Genomic DNA, 25,593 nt, shown 5'->3' on the forward strand with positions numbered 1-25,593 from the left:
TCGGCCGGAGGAATTCCTCACTCTGCCAATCGACCGGTCGCATATCCCATCTCGAAAGCGCGCACGGCGATTCCGACCCGGTTCCTGACGCCCAGCTTCCGCTGAATGCTGGCCACATGGGTCTTCACCGTGCCCGCCGAGATGAACAGTTCGCCGGCGATGTCGGAGTTGGTCTTCCCCTCGGCCACCTTCCCGGCGATCTCCACCTCCCGATCGGTGAGCGACTCGACCATGGCCGGGCCGCCCGGCCTGCCGCCGGTGACGTGTTTGAGCAGCCGGACCGTGACGGACGGACTGATCAGGCTGTCGCCCGCCATCGCGGCCCGGACCGCCTCGACCAGCAGCGTCGGGCCCGAGCGCTTGAGCAGGAATCCGGAGGCGCCGTGGCGCAGCGCCGGGTACACGTATTCGTCGAGATCGAAGGTGGTGACGACGACGACCTTGATCGGCGGCGCCGCCGAGGGGCCGGCGAGCAGGCGGACGACCTCCAGACCGTCCATGCGCGGCATCCGAATGTCCACCAGCGCCACGTCAGGCCGGAGTTGGCGCGCCGCTTGCACGGCGACGACACCGTCCTCGGCTTCGCCGACCACCTCCATGTCCGGCTGGTTCTCCAGGATTCGCCGCATGCCGCGGCGGACCATCTCCTGGTCGTCCGCAAGCAGTAATCGAATGGTCACAGCCGGGAATTCTGTCATACCCCGGCTGACCGGATGATCCGGTTCTCCGGGACCATCGGCAGCGCCAGCAGCAGCTGGAGCAGCGGGGCCGGCACCAGCCCGACCGCCACCACCGGCAGCCGCCGGCCGCGAGCGATCCAGCGGTCGGCCCCGCCCTCCCGCTCAAGGCCGCGCACTGGCCGATCCCCCGCGGCCCCGGCCGATGAACCTCGACCGGGGCCGCGTGCCGGGAGCGGACCTCAGTCCTGCCGCGCGGTCGACCGCAGGACCGCGGCCGCGAGCACCAACGCCACCGCGAGCAGGCCCGCGGCCACCGCGAAGGCGAGCCGGAAGCCGCTGGTGAGCGCGTCCGGCGCGGAGTGCCCGGCGGCGAGCAGGGCGCCGGTACGGCCGTCGGCGAGGGTGGTGAGCACCGCGACGCCGAGCGCGCCGCCGACCTGCTGGGTGGTGTTGAACAGGCCGGAAGCGGTGCCCGCGTCCTCCGGGCCGGCGCCCGACATGCCGAGCACGGCGAGCGCGGAGAGCACCAGCCCGCCGCCGCCGATCAGCACCATGGTGGGCAGCAGGTGGGCGGTGTAGTCGGCGTCGGACGGCAGCCGGACCAGCAGGCCGAGCGCGACCACCAGCATGGCCAGGCCAGCCAGCAGCACCACGCGCTCGCCGAACCGGGCGCTCAGCCGGGCGGACAGCAGCAGCGACACCGCGCCGATGGCGACCGCGGCGGGCAGCATCGCCAGGCCGGTGGCGGCGGCACCGTAGCCGAGGACCTGCTGCATGTAGAGGGCGACCAGGATCTGGAAGGCGAACATCCCGGAGATGGTCAGGATCTGCACGGCGTTGGCGCCGGAGACGTTGCGGGAGCGGAACATCCGCAGCGGGAGCAGGGGGTGGGCGGCCCGGGCCTGGCGGAGCAGGAAGGCGGCCAGCAGGGCGAGCGAGAGCGCGCCGAGGCCGAGGGTGCGGGCGGAGGCCCAGCCGTGCGCGCCGGTGCCGACGATGGTGTAGATGCCGAGCATCAGGGCGGCGGTGATCAGCGCGGCGCCCAGCGCGTCGGCGCCGGCCCGCAGGCCCGGGCCGCGCTCGTCCTCCAGCACCCGGGCGGCGAGCAGCGCGGCGGTGAGGCCGAGCGGCAGGTTGATCAGGAAGATCCAGTGCCAGTTGAGGGCCTGGGTGAGCACCCCGCCGAGGACCTGGCCGATCGAGGCGCCGGCCGCGCCGACGAAGCTGAACGCGCCGATCGCGCGGCCGCGTTCGCCCGGCTCGGGGTAGAGCGTGACGATCATGCCGAGGCTGACCGAGGAGGCCATCGCGCCGCCGACGCCCTGCAGGAAGCGGGCGGCGATCAGCATGCCCTGCCCGGTGGCGAGGGCGCAGAGCAGCGAGGCTGCGGTGAAGACGGCGAGTCCGGCGACGAAGACCCGCTTGCGGCCGATCAGGTCGCCGAGCCGGCCGGCCAGCAGCAGCAGCCCGCCGAAGGCGATCAGGTAGGCGTTGACCGTCCAGGTGAGGTCGGCGGGCGAGAAGTGCAGGTCGTTCTTGATGGCGGGCAGCGCCACGGTGACGATCGAGCCGTCCAGGATGATCATCAACATCCCCGCGCAGAGCACCGCCAGGGCCAGTGCGCGGGAGCGGGCGGGGGTCGCGGTCACCGTGCAAGGCGCGGCCAGGGCATTCGTGGTCATGGCGGGTCTCCCGGTTCATCGAGTACCGGGAAGGACGCTATCAGATTGTTTTGTTCGGGACTATCTATCTCGGGAGCATATCCACACCATGGATCACTGGCCTCGGGGGCGGCGGGCACGGCGGACGGTGCGGCCACTCTCCACCGGCTCGGCCAGGTGTCCGTCCACCAGGCGGGTGAGGGCGGAGACGAACATGTCCTGCTCGGGCTGCGGCAGCGACTCCAGGAGTTCGCGGTGCACCCGGTCGGCGATCGCGGTGCCCTTCACCACGGCGCGGGCGCCGTCCTCGGTGACCGAGATGATCCGGGCCCGGCGGTCGGTCGCGGACGGGCGACGCTCGGCCAGGCCCGCCTTCTCCAGCTCGTCGACGGTGACCACCATGGTGGTCTTGTCCAGGTCCGCCAGCTCGGCCAGCTGGATCTGGGTGCGCTCGGCCTCCTGCGCGTGGAACAGCACGCAGTACGCGCGGGGGGTGATCCCGAGCTCGGTGAAGGCGGCCGCCATCCGGGTCGCCAGCACGTGGCTCGCGTGGTCCAGCAGGCCGGAAATGTCGCGAATCTGGCGCACGGGCGGGGTCGTCGTCATACGTCCGAGATTAGCAACGGCCCGTCTGCTGCCGGATGATCCCGTTGCCAACCAACGCCGGGGCTACGGAATGCCCAACTCGAACAGCGCATACCCCGCGTACCAGCCCGCCGCGACCACCGGCATCGCGAACAGTCCGACCAGCGAGGAGGTCCGCACCCGGCGCAGCGCCACCGCCAGCCCGATGAACAGCGGGAAGGCCGGCAGCAGGTAGCGGGAGATGTTGCCGAAGATCTGGTTGCTGCTCAGCGCGGTGAAGAGGGTCAGCGCGGTGTAGACCCACAAGACCAGCGGCGGGCGGACCCGCCGGAGCAGCACCAGCAGACCCGGCAGGGCGATCAGCAGGGCGATGGCGATCAGGTCCGGGACGGGGTTGGACTGCCAGAAGTCCCAGTGGCCGGTGATCACGTCCATGATCGTGCGGACGGTGGAGGCACCGAAGTCGAAGTAGCGGTTCCAGGCGCCGCGCTGGAGCTTGAAGTAGCCGCCCCAGTCGCCCATCCGCCAGCCGACCCAGGCGACGTAGCCGATCAGGCCCCACGGGGTGATCAGCATCGCGGTCAGCGGGCGGCCCACCCCGTCGGTGCGGCGGATCAGCGCGACCAGCGCGGCGATCGAGACGGCGGCGATCAGTGCGGCGGCGGTCGGCCGGTTCAGGCCCGCCACCAGGGCGAGCAGGCCGGCGGCCAGCCAGCGGCGGGTCATCACGCAGTAGCAGGCCCAGGCCGACAGCGCGACGAACAGCGAGTCCGAGTAGACCGCCCACTCCACGCCCGAACCCGGGAACAGGCCCCAGATCACGGCTGCGATCACACCCGCCCGGAACCCGCCGAGCCGCTCGGCGATGGCGAAGATCCCGGCCGCGGCGACCAGCGAGGCGAGCACCGAGACCACGATCCCGGAGCCGTACGGGCCGAGCCCGGTGACCGCGCCGACCAGCCGCATCAGCCAGGGGTAGAGCGGGAAGAAGGCGGCGGAGTTCTCGTAGTAGGTGGCCAGCGGGAAGCCGTGCAGCGGGATCAGCTGCGGGTCGTAACCGTTCTCGGCGATCCGCTGGTACCAGACGCCGTCCCAGGTGCCCAGCACGTCCCACGCGTGGGTGCCGCCGCCGCGGCCGACCTGCTTCTTCAGGTAGTCCCCGGTGTGCTCCAGCAGCATCAGGAAGACGGTCAGGCCGATCGCCTTGACCACCGCATACGCGCCCAGCGCTGGCGCGAAGCGGTCCACCAGCGCCCCGATCCGCCCGGGCGCCCGTCCCGCCCGCTCCTCGGACCGCTCCGCGGCCGGCGCCACCAGCGCCCCGGGCTCGGCGCTGGACGACTCAGTGCTCGATGCCGTGCTCATCTGCTTTGGGTACTCCCCGCCCCGCTCAATGTGCGCGCGGCTCCGGCGCAACGATTTTCCCGTGAGCCTACGGCACGCCCCCACCCGCGCCGCCCTCCCCCGCCCGCCGGAAAACCCCTGGCGCCCGGAACGTGGCGCCCGCGACGATTCCGCCCATGCCGTTCCCGCCGCCGAAGCACCAGGTCCGGGCCCTCCACACCGTCGACACGATCACCGTCTACCAGGCCTTCCCGCCGCGGATCGCCGAGCCGGCGGCGGCCGAGGGGCGGTTCCCGGAGGCGTTCAAGCGGGACCGGATGACCTGGATCAAGCCCTCGTTCCTCTGGATGATGTACCGCAGTGACTGGGGGCGGAGCCCGGGCCAGGAGCGGGTGTTGGCCCTGGAGATCGGCCGTGATGGCTTCGACTGGGCGCTGGAGCGGGCGGTGCTGAGCGCCTACACCGGGCGGGTGCACGCCTCCCAGGCGGAGTGGAAGCGGGAGCTGCGGCAGAGCCCGGTGCGGGTGCAGTGGGACCCGGAGCGCGGGCCGAACCTGGGGGCGCTGGAGTGGCGCGCGATCCAGGTCGGGCTGCGCGGCGAGGCGGTGCGGCGCTACGCGGACGACTGGATCCGGCGGATCACAGACGTCACCGCGCTGGCCGACCGGATGCGGCGGGAGCGCGATCCGGCGCTGCTGCCGGTCGAGACGCCGTACCCGGTGAGCGCGGCCGTCGCCGCCCGGCTGGGGGCGGCGACGGCCTGAGCTCGTAGCGCTTCGTCAGCTGTGCACGTAGACGATGCCGAGCTTGGTGAGTTGCCAGAGCTGGGCCGGGGCGCCGGTGTCCTGGGCGAGTTCGACGTAGGGGTTGCCCTTGGCGTCGAGGCTGGCGCCGGCGGCGAGGACCTTGGTGGGGTCGGCCGAGTCGGCGATCTCGTAGTTGCCGTTGCCGGCCGGCTTGAAGACCCAGCGCTGGTTGGCGCCGCCGTTGCAGCCCCACTGCTGGATGCGGGTGCCGACGGCGGTGGACGCGGCGTTGGCGTCCAGGCACATGTCGCGGTTGCCGCTGAAGTCCAGCTCGTAGCTGCCGCCGGCCTTAGCCTCCAGGACGAAGGACTGGTTCAGCCCGCCACCGGCGGGGTAGCTGATGGCGGCCCGGCCGTCGGTGGAGTCCCCGTACGTGCCGCCGCCGGAGAGGTCGAGGGCGTTGCCGGTGGCCGCGTTGGTGAGCTGGTACCAGGAGCCGTCCTCGGGGACGTCGCCGAAGGGCTTGCCGGGGGTGAGCGGCTGGATGGACGTGGTGTTCTGCTGGTTGAGCGTGCAGTACGCCTCCTGCTGGTCGGGCTTGGCGAAGAACTGGCCGAGGCAGACGCCCTCACCGCGGTAGCCGGCCACCCGCAGGTGGTACGACTGGCGGACCATGTTCATGCACAGCCCGGGGATGCCGATCTGCGAGTCGCAGCCGTTGCGCGCCCACTCGGAGAGGTTGATGACGTCCCCGTTGCTGTACTCGTACGGGGAGCTGGTCCACTCCGCGCACACCTCGTGGCCGAAGGCCACCCGCCGCTGGTCCAGGTACCGCACGCCGGGCACCTGTTCGGCCGCGCCGCGGAGCGCGTCGCTGAACGTCGGCACCACCCAGTTGTGGCCCCAGGCGAGGTCCTCCGGGAAGGCCGGGCAGCCGTCGGCGATCTTGCCGAGGTAGTCGTTGCGCCGGATGTCCGGGGTGATCGGGTTGAAGTACGACTGGTACACCAGTTGGTACGAGGAGTCGGCGTAGCCGGCCTTGCGCATGGTCTGCCGGATGTTCTGCAGCGCGGCCACGACCTTGGGCTGGACCCGCTTGGCCCGCTGGCGGATCTCGTCGCTGCCGATGGTGTCCCGGCAGCCCTGGTCCTTGGGGATCGGGAAGTACTGCGCGAGGCAGTGCATCATGATGCCGCTGAAGTCGAAGTCGTCATTGGCGCCGATCGTGACCACGACCAGCTTGACGTCGTACTTGCCCGCCACGTCGGCGAGTTTGACGTCCTGCTTGGGCTCGCCGAAGTCGCCGCTGCCGGATCCGGTGATCTTGGCCAGCTCGGGGTCGCTCACCAGGTCGCCGGTCTGGGCGCCGGAGCAGGCGAGGTCGATCGGGGTCACCCCGGGGATGTCGGTGACGAAGATCTCCGATTTGGGGTGCCGGTGGCAGTAGTTGGTGGGGCTGTCGGTCTCCGGGAAGTAGCCGTCGTTGGTGTCGGTGCCGGCGCCCTCCCCGGAAATGGCGCTGTCGCCGAGGGCGACGACGGCGGCCGGGCGGACGGCGTCGGGTGTCGGGGCCGGGGTGGTGTCGGCGAGGGCGGCGGGGGCGCCGGCCAGGCCGAGGGCGGCGACGAGGACGCCGGTGGCGAGCAGCGCCGCGGACCGGGAGGCGCCCGTTCGCGTCCGCCGCGCCGCTGGGATGCGGAACCTGATCACACGCGACTCCTTGCGGGGGGGGGTGGGGAACCGCCCGGCCGGGGGCGCCGAGCGGCGCGGAGCAAGGGAGGAGCAAGAAAGGTGAGCAGGTCTCACATTCTAGGTACTGGCAAGTAGTGCAACAAGACTCGTGACACCACCGCGAATTGACGCGGCGACGGCGACGACAGTGGCGACGTCCGCGACAGTCGCATGGACAGGAGAAGAGCCGCCGTTCCGCGCCCCAGGAGGGAAGCGCGGAACGGCGGCTCTCACCGGCCGAACCGGGTGTGGATTCAGCCCACGTTGGCACAGTGGTTGCCGAACGCCGGGTTCAGCAGGCCGGCGGCGTCGACGGTGTTGCCACACAGGTTGACCGGGATGTGCACCGGAACCTGGATCTGGTTGCCCGAGATGACACCGGGGGAGCCGGCGGCGACGCCCTCGGCGCCAGAGCTGGCCATGGCGGTGCCGGCGCCGGCGGCCACGATGCCCACCACAGCCGCGCCGACGGCGGCGGTCTTCTTGATGCTCATGCGAGCCTCCTGACTGTTCAACAGAGATGCACGGGGAGTGCGACATCTAGAACGAGACCCGTCCGGGCCGGTTGCGACCGTGCGCGCACTGTCACCCGTCCGGAGCAGCGAAGGGGCGCTGACCGGCATTCGGGTGATCGACGGACCGGGCCGTTTCCCCTCACGCACCGCCTCGTTCTCCCTGGCGGAAGACGATCCATCCGGTCCCACTCATGAATCGAGTACCGCTCATGCGCAGCTCGCCCACGGCCTCGTCGGCACCGAGGCCACCGGCAAGTCGCGTGGCGGGCTCCCCAGAACCCGGCGTTCGGCGACACCGCCTGAACGCCTGACCGGGAATTCCCGGTCGCGCCTTTGCCTGAAACCGTTCCCGGCCGTGCGGGAATTGTTCGCCTGGCGCTGGAACAACGCGGCGCTGCGTCGACGCCCGAGCCATGGGCGGAACACGCCGGCGTGCGCCGTCGGAGTGACAATCACGGCAATCCCTGAAGCCGTCGGGCCAGCATTCCTGCTCGCCCGGCTCCCGACATTTCCGTTCCGTCGGGCAGAAACTCGGAGGAAAATCATGCGCAACCTCAAGAAGGCCGCCACCCTGTCGCTGGCCGCCACCGGCCTGGTGCTCGGTGCCGCCGGTGGCGCGTTCGCCAGCTCGGGCGCCCAGGGCGTGGCCGCCGGCTCCCCCGGCGTGCTCTCCGGCAACCAGATCCAGATCCCGGTGCACATCCCGATCAACCTGTGCGGCAACACCTTCGGCGCCACCGGCACGCTGAACCCGGCCTTCGGCAACAAGTGCGCCAACCTCGGCTGACCCGGCGGTCGCCGCTCCGGCGACCGCCGACTCACCGAGCCCGTGCCGCGCTCCGCAGCGCCGGGGCACGGCACGCTCCACCCGTGTGTGATCTAGGAGATCAACCCCCATGCAGAACGTGAAGAAGGTCGCTGTCCTCTCCGCCGCCGCTGCCGGCCTGGTGCTGGGCGCGGCGGGCTCCGCCGCCGCCAGCTCGGGCGCCCAGGGCGTGGCCGCCGGCTCCCCCGGTGTCGAGTCCGGCAACCAGATCCAGGTGCCGGTGCACATCCCGATCAACCTGTGCGGCAACACCCTCGGCGCCACCGGCCTGCTGAACCCGGCCTTCGGCAACAGCTGCGCCAACGTGGAGGTGCATCCGAAGCCCGCGGACGACTGCTGATCCCCGATCGGCACGTGTTCCGGCCGAACTGCCCCCCGACCAGCCGGCCGGGGGGCAGTTCGGCATCCCCGGACGGGCCGTCCGGGAGACCCCGACCCACCGAAGGGTGATCCGCATGGTTTCGATGAAGAGCGGGGCGGGCCTGGCCGCCGCCGTGGGCGCGGCGGTGCTGCTCGGCACCGGCTCGGCGCAGGCTGCCACCGCCTCGGGGCAGGCGCCCGCGGCCGGCCCGGCCTCGCTGGCCAAGACCGACGTCGGGCAGGCGCTGAACGGGACGACGGCCGGCCTCGGCTACGGCGTCGCACCGATCAAGAGCCTGCGTCTGGACCCGTGGGCCAACTCCTCGGCCGACGTGCTCAACAACGGCGCGACCGTCCAGCCGGACCAGGGCCTGGCCCCGGTCGGCACCGGCACGCTGACCGGCCCGCTGAGCGCGGGCGGCGGCGTCAAGGACCTCCCGCTGGTCGGCGGGCTGACCGGCGCCCTGCCGGGCTGAATCGCAGCGGAGCCCGGCACCCCTGACGGCGAACGGGGTGCCGGGCTCCGCCGTGTCCGGCGCCGGGGCTCAGCGCCGGGTCAGCCCGGCCAGTCCCGACCGCTGCCCCGGACCGGTGGCGGTCGCCGCCGCGGTGCCGGTCAGGTCCGTCTGCCGAAGCACGCCGGTGGCGGTCGCGGCGGTGGTGTTCGCCAGGTCGTTCACCTCGTCGGTGACGGACAACCGGCTCTCGTCGCCGCCGAGGCTGGCGGTGGCCCCGGGGACGGTCTGCACGGCGCCGGGCACCAGGCGCGGGTCCAGCTCGTCCACCTTGAGCCGGCCGTCGGCGAGCTGGCCGGTGCCGTCGTGGACCAGGGCCAGCGGCTCTCCGACGGCCAGGCCGGGGGTCTTGGCCTGCAGCGGCGTGGCCGGAGCCTCCAGCAGCACCTCGCCGAGGTCGGCGCCCTGGTCGACCAGCGGGAGCGGCAGCTCGGCCTTGGCGCTCGGGCCGACCTTGCCGGTGGCCAGCTGGGGCACCAGGCGGTCCGGGAGCAGTCCGTTGTCGGTGGTCCGGCCGGGCACCGGCGGCATCAGCAGCGAGGTCGGGATGTCGGAGTGCAGGTGGCTGCCCAGCGGGGCGAGCGGCACGTCCGCCGGGACCTGCTGGGCGGCCAGCTTGTCCTCCAGGGATCCGACCCGGTCGGGGCCCACCGCGGCGGCGGAGGCCGATCCCTGGGAGGCGAGCATGCCCGCACCGACCGCCAGCAGCATCGCGCCGGCCCGCTTGGAGAACTTCATGCTTTTCACCGTTCTGCCTGTCCGTACTGGAGGCGTACTGGAGATCTGTGAGGAAGGGCTGCGGGGTCGCAGCCGGAAAGCAATCTGCCTCAACGAATGACCGCGAGTTCGGATTGCGGGCATTAACCGGTTCGGCCTAATAATCCGACCGAAAACCCTTCTTCGACGCGCCTCCCGGAATCTTTTCAAAAATCCCCGTAACCTTCCGTGCCGTCATTCTTTGATCTGGACGTCAGTGACTGCAGACCGGGTCCGAGTGTTCTACGCGTTGTACCGCACGGAAACCGAAAGCATTTCAGAGAGGGATCTCCCCATGATCCAGAAGTCCTTCGCCGCCGCCGGCCTGGCCGTCGCCGCGCTGGCCGCCGCCGCCGCGCCGGCCGCCGCCATCGGTGACGCGGACGGCGCCGCGGCCTCCATCGAGGGCAACGGCGGCACCAACTTCACCGGCACCGTCGGGAACAACAGCCCGAACTTCCACTTCCTGGACAACGCGAACATCTGCCTGCCCGAGATCCACAACATCGCCGTGAGCGGGGCCGGCCTGGCCATCCCGGTCGAGGTCCCGATCGCCAACAGCGGTGGCAGGCAGTACTGCACCCAGGGCCAGGGCACCCAGAGCCACGGCGACGCGGGCGTGTCCCACCTGGTCGGCTGACCGGTCCCCCTCGCGGCTCTCCCCCGAACCACCCTCGATTCTCTCCCCGATTCACCTTCGAGAGGAAAACCAGAAATGATCAAGAAGTCCCTCGCCGCCGCCGGACTGGCTGCCGCCGCCCTCGCGATGTCCGCCGGCTCGGCCTCCGCCATCGCCGACTCGGACGGCGCCGCCACCACGGTCCAGGGCAACGGCGGCACCAACCAGACCGGCACCCACGGCAACGGCAGCCCGAACTTCCACACCCTGGACAACCCGAACATCTGCCTGCCGGAGATCCACAACATCGCAGTCACCGCCGCCGGCGCCGCGGTGCCGATCGAGGTGCCGATCCTGAACAGCACCCCGAAGCAGATCTGCAACGTCGGCCAGAACACCCAGTCCTCGGGCGACGCGGGCATCTCGCACCTGATCGGCTGATCAAGGGACATGACACGGACGGAGGGCCCGGGGAGGAAGGTCTCCCCGGGCCCTCCGGACTTGCGGGACGAGGAGTCCGGCCGGGCTCACCGCTCGGCCGGGTGACCGGTCCATCCGGCCCGGCGCGTGGGGCGTCGGGCCGGACGGACCGGATGTGATCACGAGTCAGAGCCAGAGCGCCCGCGGGGGCGCTCCCACAGAGAGGGCAGATCCATGAAGAGCAAGCTGGCCAAGGCCGCCCTGACCGCCACCGCCGCGCTGGCGCTCGCCGGTGCCGCCACCCCGGCGTTCGCCCACGTCGGCCTGGCGGGCGGCGGCGGCATCGAGGCCTCGGCCAACCCGCCGTTCCTGGCCGGTGGAGGCTTCGGCGTCGCCCACACCTCCGACATCGTCGCCGGCGGCTTCGGCGGCGGCGCCGCCACCTCCACCGGCCTGGTCGGCGGCGGCGCGGGCTTCGCGCACGTCGGCTGATAGCGGAACCCGGAAGGCCGGGTCGCTCCGTCGGGAGCGGCCCGGCCTTCTGCTGTACAGGCAGCCCTACTTGAGCATCTGCGCGGCCTCTAGCGCCCAGTAGGTGAGGATCTGCTCGGCACCGGCCCGGCGGATGGAGGTGAGCGTCTCCATGATCATCCGCTCCCGGTCGATCCAGCCGTTCGCGGCGGCCGCCTCGACCATCGCGTACTCGCCGGACACCTGGTACGCGGAGACCGGCACCGGGGAGGCGTCGGCGACCTGGCGCAGGATGTCCAGGTAGGCCATAGCCGGCTTGACCATCACCATGTCGGCGCCCTCGGCGAGGTCCTGCTCCAGCTCGCGCAGCGCCTCGCGGGCGTTGGCCGGGTCCTGCTGGTAGGTCTTGCGGTCGCCCTTGAGCGAGGATCCGACCGCCTCGCGGAACGGGCCGTAGAAGGCCGAGGCGTACTTGGCGGTGTAGGCGAGGATGCCCGTGTCCTGGTGCCCGGCCTCGTCCAACGCCCGCCGGATGACGGCGATCTGACCGTCCATCATGCCGGACGGGCCGACCAGGTGGACGCCGGCGTCGGCCTGCACCCGGGCCATCTCGGCGTAGCGCTCCAGGGTGGCGTCGTTGTCCACGCCGCCGTCGGCGGCCAGCACGCCGCAGTGGCCGTGGTCGGTGTACTCGTCCAGGCAGAGGTCGGACATGACCACCAGGGAGTCGCCGACCTCGGAGACCACGTCCCGGATGGCCTGCTGGAGGATGCCGTCCGGGTTGGTGCCCTCGCTGCCGATCGCGTCCTGCACGGCCGGGACGCCGAACAGCATGACGCCGCCCAGGCCCGCCTCGGCTGCCTCCACCACGGCCTTGCGCAGGGTGTCCCGGGTGTGCTGGACCACGCCAGGCATCGAGCTGACCGGGACGGGCTCGCTGACGCCCTCGCGGACGAACAGCGGCAGGATCAGCTCCGCCGGATGCAGCCGGGTCTCGGCGACCAGGCGGCGCATCGCCGGGCTCTGGCGCAGCCGGCGGGGGCGAACGTACGGGAATTCAGCGGACACGGCTTCTCTCTCCGAACGGTTGTGCCGTGCCGAGGGCGGTGGACTTCCGCCCCCGGCACACTGGTTGGGGGCCTCAGCGGGCCTTGCGGCGCGAGCCCGGACGGCGCTCGCTGGGCCGGTAGACCGGCTCGCCCGCGGCCGTCGCGGTGTCGCGGCGCTTGGCACCGAAGTCCGCCAGCGCCTGGGCCAGCGCGGCCGCCGACGGCGCCGGGGCCATCACGTCGACCCGCAGGCCGTGCTCCTCGGCGGTCTTGGCGGTGGCCGGGCCGATGCAGGCGATGACCGTGACGTTGTGCGGCTTGCCGGCGATGCCGACCAGGTTCCGGACGGTCGAGGACGAGGTGAACAGCACCGCGTCGAAGCCGCCGCCCTTGATCGCCTCGCGGGTCTCGGCCGGCGGCGGCGAGGCGCGCACCGTCCGGTACGCCGTCACGTCGTCGACCTCCCAGCCGAGCTCGACCAGGCCGGCCACCAGGGTCTCGGTGGCGATGTCGGCGCGCGGCAGCAGCACCCGGTCGATCGGGTCGAACACCGGGTCGTACGGCGGCCAGTCCTCCAGCAGCCCGGCCGCGGACTGCTCGCCGGAGGGCACCAGGTCCGGCTTGACGCCGAAGTCCACCAGGGCCTGCGCGGTGGTCTCGCCGACCGCCGCGACCTTGATCCCGGCGAACGCACGGGCGTCCAGGCCGTACTCCTCGAACTTCTCCCGGACGGCGCGGACGGCGTTCACCGAGGTGAAGGCGATCCACTCGTAGCGGCCGGTGACCAGGCCCTTGATGGCCCGCTCCATCTGCTGCGGGGTGCGCGGCGGCTCGACCGCGATGGTCGGCACCTCCTGCGGCACCGCGCCGTACGAGCGCAGCTGCTCGGACAGGCCGTGGGCCTGCTCCTTAGTGCGCGGCACGAGCACGTTCCAGCCGAACAGCGGCTTGGTCTCGAACCACGAGTGCGAGGCCCGGTGGGCGACCTGCTCGCCCACCACGGCTATCACCGAGGTGGCCGGGTCCACCGGGGCGGAGACCGGCGAGGGCAGCACCCGGGCGGCCTTCAGGTCGGCCGCGATGGCGGACAGCGTGGAGGTGAAGGTGCGCTGGCGGGTGGTGGTGCCGGAGAGGGTGGCGCTCAGCGCCGACTCCGGCTTGCGGCCGTTGGAGACCAGGGCGTTGGCGGTGGCCGGCAGCTGGCCCAGGGTGGTGCGCACCACCAGGGTGGTCTCCGGCGCGCCCAGGTCGACCGGGCCGCCGGACAGCAGCTGGGCGCCGTCCACGAAGCGGACGTCGGCGCCGGCCGCGCCGCGCAGCGGGACACCCGCGTAGGCCGGGACGCCGACCGACTGGGCGACGCCCGGGATCACCTCGAAGGGGATCCCTTCGCCCGCGCAACTGAGCATCTCCTCGGCGGCGCAGCCGTCCAGGCCCGGGTCGCCGTCGACGGTGCGGACCACGTGCTTGCCGGACCGGACGGCCTCGGCGACCAGCTTGGCCAGGTCGAACTCGGCGCCCTCGACGCCCGGGGTGTGCACCTGCACACCGGACGGGCAGTGGGTGCGCACGGCCGCCGCGGTCAGCGGGTCGGCCACCAGGATGTCGGCCGAGGACAGCACCTCGACCGCGCGCAGGGTCAGCAGGCCCGGGTCCCCGGGGCCCGCGCCCAGGAAGGTGCACCGTCCGGAGGGCTGGCCTGCCGGGAACAGGGCGTCGGTGGCGGCGGTGGGGCTCATCGGGCTCGCTCCCCCATCAGGGCGGCCGCGCCCGCGTCGAGCAGCCGGGCGGCCAGGGCGTGGCCGAGGGCCCGCGCCTGCTGCTCGGCGGTCTCGTCGAGGACGATCGGACCGTTGGCGGACATCTTCAGCAGGGCGGTGCCGTCGGGGTTGCCGACCACACCGTCCAACTGCAGTTCGTTCTCCCGGCCCCAGGTGGCCAGTGCGGCCACCGGGGCCGAGCAGCCGGCCTCCAGGGTGGCCAGCAGGGCGCGCTCAGCAGCCACGGCGACCCTGGTGGGGGCGTGGTCCAGCAGGGCGAGCGCGGCGGTCAGCTCAGCGTCGGCGGTGGTGCACTCGATCGCGAGCGCGCCCTGGCCGGGGGCCGGGATCATCAGCTCTGGGTCGAGGTGCTGGGAGATCTCGGCGCCGCGGCCGAGCCGGTTGAGGCCGGCCGTGGCCAGCACGACCGCGTCCAGCTCGCCGCCGGTCACGTAGCCGATCCGGGTGTCCACGTTGCCGCGGATCGCGACGGTCTCCAGCTGGGCGCCGCGGGCGATCGCCCAGGCGTTCAGCTGCGCCATCCGGCGCGGCGAGCCGGTGCCGATCCGGGCCGGGCGGCCGGCTCCGGCCAGCTTCTCCACCAGCTCGTCCAGGTTCAGGCCCTCGGCCGCGACCAGGGCGTCCCGGACGTCCTCGCGCTCGGGGACGGCGGCCAGCACCAGGCCCGCGGGCGAGGCGGTGGGCAGGTCCTTGAGCGAGTGCACGGCGAAGTCGATCCGGCCCTCCAGCAGCGCGTCCCGCAGCGCGGAGACGAACACGCCGGTGCCGCCGATCTGCGCGAGCGCCTCCCGGGAGGTGTCGCCGTAGGTGGTGATCTCGACCAGCTCGACGGGGCGCCCGGTGAGCCTGGTCACCTCGCGGGCGACCATGCCCGACTGGGCCATGGCGAGCGCGCTGCGCCGGGTGCCGAGCCGCAGGGCGGGGGCTCCCGAGGCCTGCTCGGTGAGCGGTTGACCATTCATGAGGTGATCGTCCCGGTGGTACTCGTGGGATGGCTGACGGTTCATCTGGCGCCCCCGCCCGAGGGCTGGGGCTGGCCGCCGACGGGCGTGCCCGACACGGCGTGCACGGCCGCCGGGTCGAGGTCGAACAGCTCGCGCAGGGCGTCCGCGTAGGAGGCGCCGCCGGGCTCGGCGGCCAACTGCTTCACCCGGACGGTCGGGGCGTGCAGCAGCTTGTCGACGACGCGACGGACGGTCTGGGTGATCTCGGCGCGGGAGCGCTCGTCCAGGTCGGGCAGCCGGGAGTCCAGCCGGCCCAGCTCGGCGGCGACCACGTCGGAGGCCATCGCCCGCAGCGCGACCACGGTAGGCGCGATCCGGGCGGCCCGCTGGGCGGCGCCGAAGGCGGTCACCTCGTCGGCGACGATCCGGGTGACCTGGTCGACGTCGCCGGCGCCGGGGCTGGCGGCGTGCGCGTGGGAGAGGCTCTCCAGGTCGACCAGCAGGGCGCCGGCGAGCTCGTGCACCGCGTGGTCGACGTCGCGCGGCATGGCGAGGTCGAGCAGGGCGAGCGGTTCCGGCGCCCCGCGGCGGAGCCGCTGAGTGTCACGCCGGAGGGCGACCGCGGCGGCCACGTCCTCGGCCTTGATCACCGCGCCGGCCGCGCCGGTGCAGGAGATCACCAGGTCGACGTCGGCCAGCGCCTGCGGCACCTTGGCGAGGTCGAGGGTGCGGGCCACGTCCGGGCCGAGGATCTCGACCAGGCGCTCGGCCCGGGCCGGGGTCCGGTTGGCGATCAGCAGGTCGGTGACGCCGGAGCGGACCAGGGTGGCCGCGGCCAGGGAGCTCATCGAGCCGGCGCCGACCACCAGCGCGCGCTTGCCGGCGATCTCGCCCGCGCCCGCCGCGACCTGCTCCAGGCCGAAGGTGACCAGCGACTGGCCGGCCTTGTCGATGCCGGTCTCGCTGTGCGCCCGCTTGCCGACCCGCAGGGCCTGCTGGAACAGCTCGTTCAGGCCCCGCCCGGCGGTGTGCTCGTCCTGGGACTTGGCCAGCGCGTCGCGCAGTTGGCCGAGGATCTGGCCCTCGCCGACGACCATCGAGTCCAGGCCGCAGGCCACCGAGAACAGGTGGTGGACGGCGCGGTCCTCGTAGTGGACGTACAGGTGGGAGGTCAGCTCCTCCAGGTCCACCCCGCTGTGGTGGGCCAGCAGCAGCGACAGCTCGGCAACGCCGGCGTGGAACTTGTCCACGTCCGCGTACAGCTCGATCCGGTTGCAGGTGTTGAGCAGCGCGGCCTCGGCGACGGTCGAGGAGGCGGCCGCGTCGTGCAGCAGCCGGGTCGGGACCTCACCGGTCAGCGCGGCACGCTCCAGCACGCCGACCGGTGCCGTCCGGTGGCTCAGTCCGACGACGAGAAGACTCATGCCCGCCCCCCACAGCTCTCGGTGTTCATGCGGGCATCACCGCGGACAGCTCGCCCTCGCCGCCCTTGGCGGACTTGCCCTTGGCCGACTGCTCGGCCTGGTCCTTGCCGCCCGCCTCGCCGGAGCCGCGGCCCTTGCCGCTGCCGCCGCCGGCCGCACGGCGCAGCTTGGCGGCCGCCGCCCGGACCGGTCCGGGGGCGCGGTCGAGCACCGACTCGGTGCGGTCCGGCTCCTCGCCCGCCTTGCGCTGCTCGTGGAAGGCCAGGATCTGCAGCTCGATGGAGAGGTCCACCTTGCGCACGTCCACGCCGTCCGGGACGGTCAGCACGGTCGGGGCGAAGTTGAGGATGCTGGTGACGCCGGCCTCCACCAGCCGGTCGCAGACCTGCTGGGCGGCGCCGGGCGGGGTGGTGATCACGCCGATGGAGACGTGCTGGCTCTCGACGATCGACTCGAGCTCGTCCATGTGGCGCACCGGCAGTCCGGCCGCGGTGGAACCGACCACGTTCGGGTCGGCGTCCAACAGGGCGGCGACCCGGAAACCGCGGGAGGCGAAACCGCCGTAGTTGGCGAGGGCGTGCCCGAGGTTCCCGATGCCGACGATGACGACCGGCCAGTCCTGGGTCAGGCCGAGCTCGCGGGAGATCTGGTAGACGAGGTACTCGACGTCGTAGCCGACGCCGCGGGTGCCGTAGGAGCCGAGGTAGGAGAAGTCCTTGCGCAGCTTGGCCGAGTTCACTCCGGCCGCGGCGGCCAACTCCTCGGAGGAGACGGTCGGCACCGAGCGCTCGGAGAGCGCGGTGAGGGCCCGCAGGTAGAGGGGCAGGCGGGCGACGGTCGCCTCCGGGATGCCCCGGGCACGCGAGGGTCGGCGCGCGGCGCCCTGGTCAGGCGTCTGCGAACTGCTCTGTGGTGATCGGCCGATTGCCACGGTGCTCCTGTGGGTGAAGCTGGGCTTTGGCAGCCAGGCTATGCGTTTGTGAACGTGTGCACAAAGATGGTGTCCGATTTGTCCCCGCACAGTGACACGCATCACGCCGTCGAGCCCATAGCACCGGGTTGGGCGAGGACGACTTCCGGGGCCTGTGAATCGGGCAGCCAGGGCCCGTACGGCGCCTCCCGGCGCAGCAGTGGGACGGCGGTTCCGGACGGGCGGGACCGCGCCCGCCCCAGTCGCGGCCAGGGCACCCGGGCGGCCTCGCGCAGTGGGCCGGCCCAGTCGTCCGGCGGACAGGACGGGGCGCCCACGCAGTGCCGCAGCAGCTCGGCGGTCACCCGGGCGTCGCCCAGGGCGGTGTGCGCCGGGTACCAGCCCAGGCCCGCCGCCTCCACACAGGCCGCCAGGCCGTGGCCGCGGGCCTCCGGCAGGTGCTCGCGGGCCAGCTGCATGGTGCACAGCAGCGGCACGGGCGGCAGCGGCACCCCGATCCGGGCGAACTCACGGTCCAGGAAGGCGTGGTCGCAGCTGACGTGATGGCCGACCAGAACCCGGCCGGTCAGCAGCTCCAGCAGCCTCGGGGCGATCTCCCGGAAGCGCGGGGCGCCCTCGACGTCGGTCTGGCGTATTCGGTGCACATGGGTCGGGCCGACCGGGCCCAGCGGGTCCAGCAGGGTGGCGAACTCGCCCTCGGGGCAGAGCCGCTCGCTCAGCAGCACCACCGCGATCTCGACCACCCGGTGCCGCCACGGGCTGCGGCCGGTCGCCTCCACGTCCACCACCGCGAAGCCCCTGGGGCCCGTCAGGGCTCGGGGCGTCCCAGGGGTCGGGCCGGGAAGCATGGCGGCACTCCTCGTGTGCTCAGCCCCCCATGGGCGCAAACGCGTTCGATCGTAAGCCGACCACGGCGCTCCTCCCCAGGCCGAAACGGAGTGTCTTTGGCAACGATTCAGCGAACCGCCCCCGCCGACCGGCGGGGGCGGTTCGCCGAGCCGCTCAGGCGCCGAGGGCGGTGCGCAGACGGCGCTCGTCGACCCGCCAGAAGTCGTGCTGGCGGCCGTCGATCAGGGTGACCGGGATCTGCTCCCAGTAGCGGCGGTACAGCTCCTCGTCCTGGGTGATGTCCTTCTCCTCGAAGGTCGCGCCCAGCTCCGCCGTCACCCGGACGATCACCTCCCGGGCCTCGTCGCACAGGTGGCAGCCGGGCTTGCCGACCAGGGTCACGGTACGGTCCGCGGACTTGGGGCTCTTACGTCGCAGCAGTGGGCTCACCCCGCCATTGTGGGGCCCGGCGACGGACAGCTGTTCACCGCGTGGGCACGGCTCCGTCACGGCCGCTCCCCGCCCGGCTGGCTATGCTCGGTGACATGGCCGTGCTCCGAAGGCTCACCCAGGCGAGGCGCTCCACCACCGCGCGGAGCGCCCTGGCGGGCGAGGCCGCGGCCGAGGCCGCGCTTCGCGCCGAGCCGCAGTCCCTCCCCGCGGCCGCCCCGGCGGCCGACGCGCCCGTCGCGGTCGGCCCGGCGCCGGGCCGACCCGGGAAGGCGCCCAAGGCCCCGGCGGAGAACCACACCCCCGACCCGGACGACCCCCGCGCCGCCGCCTTCTTCGACTGCGACAACACCATCCTGCGCGGCGCCGCGATCTTCTACCTCGGCGTCGGCCTCTACCGCCGCGGTTTCCTCACCCGCCGCGACATCGCCCGCTTCGCCTGGCAGCAGGCCCTCTTCCGGCTGCACGGCACGGAGGACCCGGACCACATCTCGGACGCCCGGAACACCGCCCTCGGCATCGTCGCCGGAAAGCGCACCGCCGACCTGGAGGCGATCTGCGAGGAGATCTTCGAGCAGGTCGTCGCCGACAAGATCTGGCCCGGTACCCGTGCCCTGGTCCAGATGCACCTGGACGCCGGCCAGCGGGTCTGGCTGGTCACCGCCGCCCCGCTGGAGGTGGCCCGGATCATCGCCCGGCGGCTCGGCATGACGGGCGCGCTCGGCACCGTCGCCGAGGCCCGGGACGACGCCTACACCGGCCGGCTGGTCGGCGACCTGCTGCACGGTCCGGCCAAGGCCGCCGCGGTGCGTGCGCTGGCCCGGCGCGAGCGCCTCGACCTGGACCGCTGCGCCGCGTACAGCGACTCGGCCAACGACATCCCGATGCTCTCGCTGGTCGGCCACCCGTACGTGGTGAACCCGGACGGCGCGCTGCGGCGCCATGCCCGGGCGCAGGGCTGGCGGGTGCGGGACTTCCGGACCGGACGCAAGGCGGCCCGGGTGGGACTGCCGGCGGCGGCCGCGGCCGGGGTGCTGGCCGGCGCGACGGCGGCCGGGATGGCACTGCAGCGCCGTCGCCGGCGCGACTGAACTCCCTTCCACGCGGCCGGAAGCCCCCCGGGCCTCCCCCGGGTGGGTGAGCGGACGTCAACCAGGCCCCTGACCTGGCCCCTCATACGGGCGAACTCCCTTTCCCGGCAAGGCCGTCCCGACCCGCTGCACGAACCTGTCACCCGATGACCGGTTCTGATCGTTCGTCAAGCCGGGGAAGTCGGGGGTTGCCGGGCCCCAAGGCTGGGAAACCGCCCGTAGGACCGCCGAATTGGTCACCCTGAGCGCCCGAACGGTCACGTTGAGCCGGATGAACGATGACATCCCTGCTCAGCGTCAGCCGAATATGCGCAACAAATGGATCCCAAACGACCACTTCGACCACACGGTGTAGCTGTCATTGCACAAAGCGTTATTCTCTCTTGGATGCACGCCACCCACGTGTCCCGCTCGAACGGACGCCAGGGGGCGTGCTCTCCGCGCAGGCGGAGGTGATCCGTCCACAGTTCTGCCTCTGGGAGTCCCGTGTACCCACCCGTCCGGAACGACGCGCCTGCACCCTCCCGCCCGTCGTCCGCGCCCCTGCGCCCCCGCACCGGCCTCCGCGGCCATCCGACCGCCGAGCGGCAGATCTCCACCGGCCTGGACCTGCTGCGCAGCCTGCTCCGCGGCCAGCTCGCCATCTCACCCCAACTCGTGCCCGCCAGCGGCCCGTTCGGCCACCAGCACGGCCCCGGGGTGGCGCTGCGCACCACCGCCGCCGGCTCGGCCGGCACCGGCTCGCGCGGCCGCACCGGCACCACCGGCGTCGGCCGCAGCCGCGCCCGCACGGCGCCCAGCCCCGGCTACGAGACCGAGCACAACCCGGTCATGGAGCTGGTCGAGCGGGCCCAGGCCGGCGAGAGCGAGGCCTTCGGCCGGCTCTACGACCACTACGCGGACACCGTCTACCGCTACATCTACTACCGGGTCGGCAGCCGGGCCACCGCCGAGGACCTCACCAGCGAGACGTTCCTGCGCGCGCTGCGCCGGATCGGCACCTTCACCTGGCAGGGCCGGGACTTCGGCGCCTGGCTGGTCACCATCGCCCGCAACCTGGTCGCCGACCACTTCAAGTCCAGCCGGTTCCGGCTGGAGGTCACCACCGGCGAGATGCTCGACTCCAACGAGTGCGAGCGCAGCCCGGAGGAGTCGGTGCTGGAGTCGCTCTCCAACGCCGCCCTGCTGGACGCGGTTCGCCGGCTCAACCCGCAGCAGCAGGAGTGCGTGACGCTGCGCTTCCTGCAGGGCCTCTCGGTGGCCGAGACCGCGCGGATCATGGGCAAGAACGAGGGCGCGATCAAGACCCTCCAGTACCGCGCCGTCCGCACCCTGGCCCGGCTGCTCCCGCCCGACGCGCGGTGAGGCGGCGGTGACCGAAGGGGCGATAGCCCGGGGACGGCCCGGTCGGCCGTCACCATGTGCGCCCGATCGACACGTCCGGGTGAACGGTCGATCCGATGATCAGCCGCGCGTAACCGACCGCCCGCACCGCTCGTTGGCCAGCGTGCAAGCCCCCACCAGGCTCACGGTCAAGTCGAATTGCGACCTGTCACCCGATGGAGTGGCTTTGGCTCGCCGGGGCAACCGTCCGGCTGGCCCGGGTGTCGACAACGACGAAGGGAGGTGTGGTCCGTGACGGCAAACGTGCTGGAGCACCGGCGGGCGAAGGCCTTCGCCGAGGCGCTGGAGGCCCACCAGGCGGAGCAACGCCGCGCGGCCAACGCCGAATCGGCCAACACCGCTGCCACCGAAGCCGGTTCGGTCGCGATGGCCGAACTGATCGGCCTGGCCGACGCGCTGGGAGAGGTAGCCCGGCCGACGCTGGACCAGGAGGTCCGGACGGTCCAACGCGCCCAGCTGATGGCCGCGTTCGAGCAGGCCTTCGCGGACGGACCGGGCGCCACGGTGCCCCGGCAGCGCCGGCGCCGTGCCGCCCGAACGGCCCCGCGCGGCCGGTGGAGCCGCCGCTTCGCGATCGGCGGACTCGTCGCCGGGCTCGCCGTCGGCAGCCTGGCCGGGGCCGCCGCCGCGAGCTCCAACGCCCTCCCCGGGGACACGCTGTACGGGGTGAAGCGCGGCCTCGAAGGGCTGCGGCTCGACCTCGCGGACTCCGACTCGGAGCGCGGCGCGCTGCTGCTCGACAACGCCGCCACCCGGCTCGGCGAGGCCAACGCTCTGGTCGGCCACGGCGATCCGGTCGGCGCGCTCAGCCCGTCCACCGTCGACCGGGTCCGCCGGGCGCTGGACGACATGCACGCCGACGCCCTCAAGGGCCGTGAGCTGCTGCGCTCGGTCTACCGCAGCAACGGCTCGCTCGACCCGATGCGCGCGCTGGCCGGCTTCGCCCACGACGAGGACGGTCGCTGGAGCGAGCTGCAGGGCCGGCTGCCGGTCCAGCTCACCGAGCAGGCGCACCTGGTGAACCAGCTCTTCGACGACATAAGCGAGGACGTCGCGCCCCTGCGCCTGGCCCAGCCGCCCGCCAAGAGCGGTGGCCCGGCCGGCACCGGAGCGGGCGACGACTCGTCCTCCTCCACCGGCGGCTCCCCGGCCGGCTCCGCCGCGCCCGGCTCCGAGCAGTCCCAGGGCGGCGCCGGCGCGGGCAACGGCGGCAGCCGCCCCGGCAGCACCGAGCACGCCCCGGCCAACCCCGGCACCGGCTCCACCGCCGGTGGCGGTGCCAAGGGCGGCGGCCTGCCGAGCGCCCTGCCCACCAGCGCCCCGGACACGGTCAACGGGCTGGTCGGCGACCTCACCAACGGGCTCACCGGCGGCGCCGGCAAGCCCTCGCCGAGCACCGACGCGGCCCCGCCGCAGGCGCCCGGCACGCCCAGCTCCGCGCCCGGCGCCCCGCAGCAGGGCGTGGACGTGCCCCCGCTGGTCCCGGGCCTGCTGCCCGGTCTGCGGATCCTCGGCGGCAGCTGACCGGTACGGACGAGGGGCCCCCTGCGGAACGCACCCCGCCGGGGGCCCCTCGCCGTGCGGACCGCCAGGAGACTGCGAACCGTCAGAAGAGCCCCGTCAGAAGAACACCGAACGCCGCTGCACCAGCAGCTGGTAGAGGGTGTGCTGGATGGTCTCGCGCACCTCGTCGGCCAGGTCGAAGACCAGCATCGGGTCGTCCGCCGCCTCCGCCGGGTACCCGTCGGTGGCGATCGGCTCGCCGAACCGGATCGTCCACTTGGTCGGCAGCGGCAGCATCCCGAGCGGCCCCAGCCAGGGGAAGGTCGGCGTGATCGGCACGTACGGCAGGCCCAGCAGCCGGGCCAGCGTCTTCGCGTTGCCGATCATCGGGTAGGTCTCCTCCGCCCCGACGATCGAGCACGGCACGATCGGCACCCCGGCCCGCAGCGCCGAGGAGACGAAGCCGCCGCGGCCGAAGCGCTGAAGCTTGTAGCGCTCGGCGAACGGCTTGCCGATGCCCTTGAAACCCTCCGGCCAGACCCCGACGACCTCGCCGCGCTCCAGCAGCGCCTGGGCGTCCTCGTTGCAGGCCAGGGTGTGACCGGCCTTGCGGGCCAGCTCGTTGATGCCGGGCAGGACGAAGACCAGGTCGGCGGCGAGCATCCGCAGGTGCCGGCGGCGCGGGTGGTGGTCGTGGATGACCACCTGGGTCATCAGGGCGTCCAGCGGGATCGCCCCGGAGTGGTTGGCGACGATCAGCGCGCCGCCCTCGGCCGGGATGTTCTCGATCCCCTGGACGTCGATCCGGAAGTACTTCTCGGCCAGCGGGCGCAGCAGCGAGAGCAGCACCTCCTCGGTGAGCTCCCGGTCGAAGCCGAACTCGTCCACCTCGTAGTCGCCGGTGATCCGGCGGCGCAGGAAGGCCAGCCCCTCGGTGGCCCGGCCCTCCCAGCCCTTGCCGAACAGCCGGGTGGCCGCCGGGCCGAGCTGCCCGGACAGCGCCCCGCCGACGGCCCCGGCGAGCCGGTCGGCCAGCCCGGGAACCTCGGGGGACGTGTAGCTGGGAGCGGACTCGATCGGGATGACCTTGGCCTCGCCCGGCACGTTGTCGGCGGCGGCACTCATGGCGGCTTCAGCTCCTCGGTCGGCGGGGGCGGTTCGGTACGGCGTTCGGCGCGGCGGGGGCGGCCCCCTCCTGACCGAGCAGCCCGGTCAGCCGGTCGGTGACGGCGGCCAGCCGCTCGGGCGGCAGCAGGCCCGGGCCCTGGGCGGCGGCGAAGTCGGCGAAGGCCTCCGGGGTGCTGAACGCCGGGCGGTAGCCGAAGGTCTCCCGCAGCCGCGTGGTGTCCACCACCCGGCCGTGGGTGAGCAGCCGCAGCTGCTCGGGAGAGACGTCGACCAGCCGGGTCTGCCGGGCCAGCGCGGCCATCCAGCTGACCGCGGGCAGCAACAGCGGCAGGGTGGGGCGGCCGAGCCGGCGGGCGCACTGGGAGAGCAGCAGGACGCCCTCACCGGCCACGTTGAAGGTGCCGGTGTTGACGGTCCCCGGCGCGGGCTCGTCGGCGGCCCGGCAGAGCACCGCGACCGCGTCGTCCTCGTGCACGAACTGCAGCCGGGGGTCGTAACCGAGCACGGTCGGCAGCACGGGCAGCGCGAAGTACGCGCTGAGCGGGGTGTCGGGGTTGGGGCCGACGATGTTGGCGAAGCGCAGCACCGTCACCGCGACGTCCGGGCGGCGCCGGGCGAAGCCTCGCACGTAGCCCTCGACCTCGGCCGCGTCCTTGGCGAAGCCGCCGCCGGGCGGGTCCTTCGGCTGGATCCGCTCGCTGAACACCGCCGGGTCGCGGGGCGCGGAGCCGTAGACGCCGGTGGTGGACTTCACCACCAGCCGGCGCACCCCGGGGGCCTTCTGGCACGCGCCGAGCAACTGCATGGTGCCGATGACGTTGGACTCCTTCACCGCGGAGCGGTTCGGGGAGCCCAGGCCGGTAGCGCTGACGCTCAGGTGCACCACGGTGTCCACCCGGTACTCGGCGATCACCCGGGAGACCGCGGGGCGGCGCAGGTCGAGCTGGTGGAAGGTGTACGGCGCGGCCGGACCGGCCGGCTCCTCGGCCGGCTGCCGGGGCGGCTGCACGTCCACGCCGACGACCAGGTCCACGCCGGGGCGGCGGCGGACCTCGGCGGCGAAGCGGGCACCGAGATGGCGCGCCACGCCGGTGACGAGCACGACGACGCCCACGGTGCTGCACCCCATTCCCTCGGCCCGAGCGGCCTGCGTGCACCGTACCGCGCCGCCGTACCGGGCCGTGAAAACGACACCGCCCGCCGGGGCCACGGGGACCTGGGCGGGCGGTGGAAGCGCTGGGCGCGCTGGGCGCGGCCGGGGGCGCTTACTTCTTGTTGCGACGCTGAACGCGAGTGCGCTTGAGAAGCTTGCGGTGCTTCTTCTTGGCCATACGCTTGCGACGCTTCTTGATGACAGAGCCCACGGAACAACCCTCGCTCACTGAGACTCTCGTCCGTGAGAGACGGAGTCCATACGACTGACGTGAGGGCCTAGCCTACCGTCCGCGTGGCCGGGGCTGTAAATCGCGCTCCCGCAACCGGGAAACTCGCGGAAAATCCGGGGCGAACGGGGACGGATCCACGGCCGCGGACCCGCCCCCGCCCGACCTGGGGCTACGCGCTCTCGAGCCGCACGTAGGACTCCTTGAGATACTCGTGCACCGCCTGCTGGGGCACCCGGAAGGACCGCCCGACCCGGATGGCCGGCAGCTCTCCGCTGTGCACCAACCGGTACACGGTCATCTTGGACACCCGCATGACCGCGGCAACCTCCGCCACGGTCAGGAAGACGACTTCCTGCAGGGGGCGTTCGCCGGAACTCATGACCATCACCCGACCCTTAACCCGTGTGCAAGGCACCGGCTTCCCCTCCGGTGACTCCACCGGCACA

General features: G+C 72.9%; 29 protein-coding genes. 10 read left to right on the forward strand and 19 right to left on the reverse strand.

The window, feature by feature from the left end:
- Positions 1-17: 17 nt before the first annotated feature.
- The 5 genes from ACWC9T_RS11515 to ACWC9T_RS11535 form a co-directional block, all read right to left on the reverse strand.
- Positions 18-680 (reverse strand): response regulator, encoded by a 663-nt coding sequence (locus ACWC9T_RS11515; RefSeq protein WP_449820912.1) that lies wholly within the window; start codon positions 678-680, stop codon positions 18-20.
- A gap of 14 nt (positions 681-694) precedes the next feature.
- Entirely contained in the window at positions 695-856 is a 162-nt protein-coding gene (locus ACWC9T_RS11520; RefSeq protein ID WP_449820835.1) for a hypothetical protein, read from the reverse strand.
- A 63-nt stretch (positions 857-919) separates the two neighbouring features.
- Positions 920-2,362 carry an MFS transporter gene (locus tag ACWC9T_RS11525; RefSeq protein WP_449820836.1) on the reverse strand — a complete coding sequence of 481 codons (1,443 nt, stop codon included), beginning with the start codon at positions 2,360-2,362 and terminating at the stop codon, positions 920-922.
- A gap of 93 nt (positions 2,363-2,455) precedes the next feature.
- Complete coding sequence (locus ACWC9T_RS11530; RefSeq protein ID WP_449820837.1) at positions 2,456-2,947, reverse strand: MarR family winged helix-turn-helix transcriptional regulator; 492 nt, start codon at positions 2,945-2,947, stop codon at positions 2,456-2,458.
- 63 nt (positions 2,948-3,010) lie between these two features.
- Positions 3,011-4,291 (reverse strand): glycosyltransferase family 39 protein, encoded by a 1,281-nt coding sequence (locus ACWC9T_RS11535; protein WP_449820838.1) that lies wholly within the window; start codon positions 4,289-4,291, stop codon positions 3,011-3,013.
- A gap of 155 nt (positions 4,292-4,446) precedes the next feature.
- Here ACWC9T_RS11535 and ACWC9T_RS11540 point away from each other — a divergent pair, with 155 nt between their 5' ends.
- A complete protein-coding gene (locus ACWC9T_RS11540) occupies positions 4,447-5,034 on the forward strand; it encodes a DUF4291 domain-containing protein (RefSeq protein ID WP_449820839.1) in 588 nt (195 codons plus the stop codon).
- 15 nt (positions 5,035-5,049) lie between these two features.
- Here ACWC9T_RS11540 and ACWC9T_RS11545 read toward each other — a convergent pair whose 3' ends face one another.
- A complete protein-coding gene (locus ACWC9T_RS11545) occupies positions 5,050-6,726 on the reverse strand; it encodes an RICIN domain-containing protein (protein ID WP_449820840.1) in 1,677 nt (558 codons plus the stop codon).
- Positions 6,727-7,001: 275 nt separating this feature from the next.
- A complete protein-coding gene (locus tag ACWC9T_RS11550) occupies positions 7,002-7,241 on the reverse strand; it encodes a chaplin (RefSeq protein ID WP_396531794.1) in 240 nt (79 codons plus the stop codon).
- Positions 7,242-7,806: 565 nt separating this feature from the next.
- On the opposite strand from ACWC9T_RS11550, the gene ACWC9T_RS11555 reads away from it, so the two are divergent.
- The 3 genes from ACWC9T_RS11555 to ACWC9T_RS11565 all read left to right on the forward strand — a co-directional run bounded on the left by ACWC9T_RS11555 (position 7,807) and on the right by ACWC9T_RS11565 (position 8,924).
- Positions 7,807-8,049 carry a chaplin gene (locus ACWC9T_RS11555; RefSeq protein ID WP_449820841.1) on the forward strand — a complete coding sequence of 81 codons (243 nt, stop codon included), beginning with the start codon at positions 7,807-7,809 and terminating at the stop codon, positions 8,047-8,049.
- A 109-nt stretch (positions 8,050-8,158) separates the two neighbouring features.
- Complete coding sequence (locus tag ACWC9T_RS11560; protein ID WP_449820842.1) at positions 8,159-8,428, forward strand: chaplin; 270 nt, start codon at positions 8,159-8,161, stop codon at positions 8,426-8,428.
- Between the two features lie 115 nt (positions 8,429-8,543).
- Positions 8,544-8,924 carry a hypothetical protein gene (locus ACWC9T_RS11565; protein WP_449820843.1) on the forward strand — a complete coding sequence of 127 codons (381 nt, stop codon included), beginning with the start codon at positions 8,544-8,546 and terminating at the stop codon, positions 8,922-8,924.
- Between the two features lie 69 nt (positions 8,925-8,993).
- On the opposite strand, the gene ACWC9T_RS11570 is transcribed toward ACWC9T_RS11565, so the two are convergent.
- The gene (locus ACWC9T_RS11570) at positions 8,994-9,701 is read right to left on the reverse strand and encodes a hypothetical protein (protein WP_449820844.1); all 708 of its coding nucleotides are present in this window, start codon (positions 9,699-9,701) and stop codon (positions 8,994-8,996) included.
- Between the two features lie 313 nt (positions 9,702-10,014).
- Between ACWC9T_RS11570 and ACWC9T_RS11575 the strand changes: the two genes are divergently transcribed.
- The 3 genes from ACWC9T_RS11575 (at position 10,015) to ACWC9T_RS11585 (ending at position 11,250) form a co-directional block, all read left to right on the forward strand.
- The gene (locus ACWC9T_RS11575) at positions 10,015-10,359 is read left to right on the forward strand and encodes a rodlet layer protein (RefSeq protein ID WP_449820845.1); all 345 of its coding nucleotides are present in this window, start codon (positions 10,015-10,017) and stop codon (positions 10,357-10,359) included.
- Between the two features lie 75 nt (positions 10,360-10,434).
- On the forward strand, positions 10,435-10,779 hold the full coding sequence (locus ACWC9T_RS11580) for a rodlet layer protein (RefSeq protein WP_449820846.1): 345 nt from the start codon (positions 10,435-10,437) through the stop codon (positions 10,777-10,779).
- Between the two features lie 213 nt (positions 10,780-10,992).
- Positions 10,993-11,250 carry a hypothetical protein gene (locus ACWC9T_RS11585; protein ID WP_449820847.1) on the forward strand — a complete coding sequence of 86 codons (258 nt, stop codon included), beginning with the start codon at positions 10,993-10,995 and terminating at the stop codon, positions 11,248-11,250.
- 66 nt (positions 11,251-11,316) lie between these two features.
- On the opposite strand, the gene hemB is transcribed toward ACWC9T_RS11585, so the two are convergent.
- The 7 genes from hemB to ACWC9T_RS11620 all read right to left on the reverse strand — a co-directional run bounded on the left by hemB (position 11,317) and on the right by ACWC9T_RS11620 (position 18,636).
- Entirely contained in the window at positions 11,317-12,297 is a 981-nt protein-coding gene (gene hemB / locus ACWC9T_RS11590) for a porphobilinogen synthase (protein ID WP_449820848.1), read from the reverse strand.
- Between the two features lie 73 nt (positions 12,298-12,370).
- Complete coding sequence (locus tag ACWC9T_RS11595) at positions 12,371-14,017, reverse strand: uroporphyrinogen-III synthase (protein WP_449820849.1); 1,647 nt, start codon at positions 14,015-14,017, stop codon at positions 12,371-12,373.
- The gene (gene hemC / locus ACWC9T_RS11600) at positions 14,014-15,021 is read right to left on the reverse strand and encodes a hydroxymethylbilane synthase (protein ID WP_449820850.1); all 1,008 of its coding nucleotides are present in this window, start codon (positions 15,019-15,021) and stop codon (positions 14,014-14,016) included. Before hemC ends, ACWC9T_RS11595 begins: the two co-directional genes overlap by 4 nt.
- 41 nt (positions 15,022-15,062) lie before the next feature.
- Positions 15,063-16,427: a glutamyl-tRNA reductase gene (locus ACWC9T_RS11605; RefSeq protein WP_449820851.1), complete on the reverse strand. Its 1,365-nt coding sequence runs from the start codon at positions 16,425-16,427 to the stop codon at positions 15,063-15,065.
- A gap of 25 nt (positions 16,428-16,452) precedes the next feature.
- A complete protein-coding gene (locus tag ACWC9T_RS11610) occupies positions 16,453-17,358 on the reverse strand; it encodes a redox-sensing transcriptional repressor Rex (RefSeq protein WP_449820852.1) in 906 nt (301 codons plus the stop codon).
- Positions 17,359-17,459: 101 nt separating this feature from the next.
- Entirely contained in the window at positions 17,460-18,206 is a 747-nt protein-coding gene (locus ACWC9T_RS11615; RefSeq protein WP_449820853.1) for a 3'-5' exonuclease, read from the reverse strand.
- A gap of 154 nt (positions 18,207-18,360) precedes the next feature.
- Complete coding sequence (locus ACWC9T_RS11620; RefSeq protein WP_449820854.1) at positions 18,361-18,636, reverse strand: glutaredoxin family protein; 276 nt, start codon at positions 18,634-18,636, stop codon at positions 18,361-18,363.
- A 95-nt stretch (positions 18,637-18,731) separates the two neighbouring features.
- On the opposite strand from ACWC9T_RS11620, the gene ACWC9T_RS11625 reads away from it, so the two are divergent.
- From ACWC9T_RS11625 to ACWC9T_RS11635, 3 genes are all read left to right on the forward strand, one after another.
- The gene (locus ACWC9T_RS11625) at positions 18,732-19,727 is read left to right on the forward strand and encodes an HAD family hydrolase (protein WP_449820855.1); all 996 of its coding nucleotides are present in this window, start codon (positions 18,732-18,734) and stop codon (positions 19,725-19,727) included.
- A gap of 543 nt (positions 19,728-20,270) precedes the next feature.
- The gene (locus ACWC9T_RS11630; protein WP_449820913.1) at positions 20,271-21,092 is read left to right on the forward strand and encodes an ECF subfamily RNA polymerase sigma factor, BldN family; all 822 of its coding nucleotides are present in this window, start codon (positions 20,271-20,273) and stop codon (positions 21,090-21,092) included.
- A 270-nt stretch (positions 21,093-21,362) separates the two neighbouring features.
- Complete coding sequence (locus tag ACWC9T_RS11635; RefSeq protein WP_449820856.1) at positions 21,363-22,655, forward strand: DUF5667 domain-containing protein; 1,293 nt, start codon at positions 21,363-21,365, stop codon at positions 22,653-22,655.
- A 96-nt stretch (positions 22,656-22,751) separates the two neighbouring features.
- Here the strand turns inward: ACWC9T_RS11635 and ACWC9T_RS11640 are convergent, their stop codons facing one another.
- The 4 genes from ACWC9T_RS11640 to ACWC9T_RS11655 all read right to left on the reverse strand — a co-directional run bounded on the left by ACWC9T_RS11640 (position 22,752) and on the right by ACWC9T_RS11655 (position 25,526).
- A complete protein-coding gene (locus tag ACWC9T_RS11640; RefSeq protein WP_449820857.1) occupies positions 22,752-23,759 on the reverse strand; it encodes a lysophospholipid acyltransferase family protein in 1,008 nt (335 codons plus the stop codon).
- A gap of 7 nt (positions 23,760-23,766) precedes the next feature.
- The gene (locus ACWC9T_RS11645; RefSeq protein WP_449820858.1) at positions 23,767-24,876 is read right to left on the reverse strand and encodes an NAD-dependent epimerase/dehydratase family protein; all 1,110 of its coding nucleotides are present in this window, start codon (positions 24,874-24,876) and stop codon (positions 23,767-23,769) included.
- Positions 24,877-25,027: 151 nt separating this feature from the next.
- On the reverse strand, positions 25,028-25,144 hold the full coding sequence (locus tag ACWC9T_RS11650) for a 30S ribosomal protein bS22 (RefSeq protein WP_425311139.1): 117 nt from the start codon (positions 25,142-25,144) through the stop codon (positions 25,028-25,030).
- Positions 25,145-25,316: 172 nt separating this feature from the next.
- A complete protein-coding gene (locus ACWC9T_RS11655) occupies positions 25,317-25,526 on the reverse strand; it encodes a helix-turn-helix domain-containing protein (RefSeq protein WP_148644250.1) in 210 nt (69 codons plus the stop codon).
- Between the last annotated feature and the right edge of the window lie 67 nt (positions 25,527-25,593).

The sequence above is a fragment of the Kitasatospora sp. NPDC001159 genome (assembly GCF_053598235.1).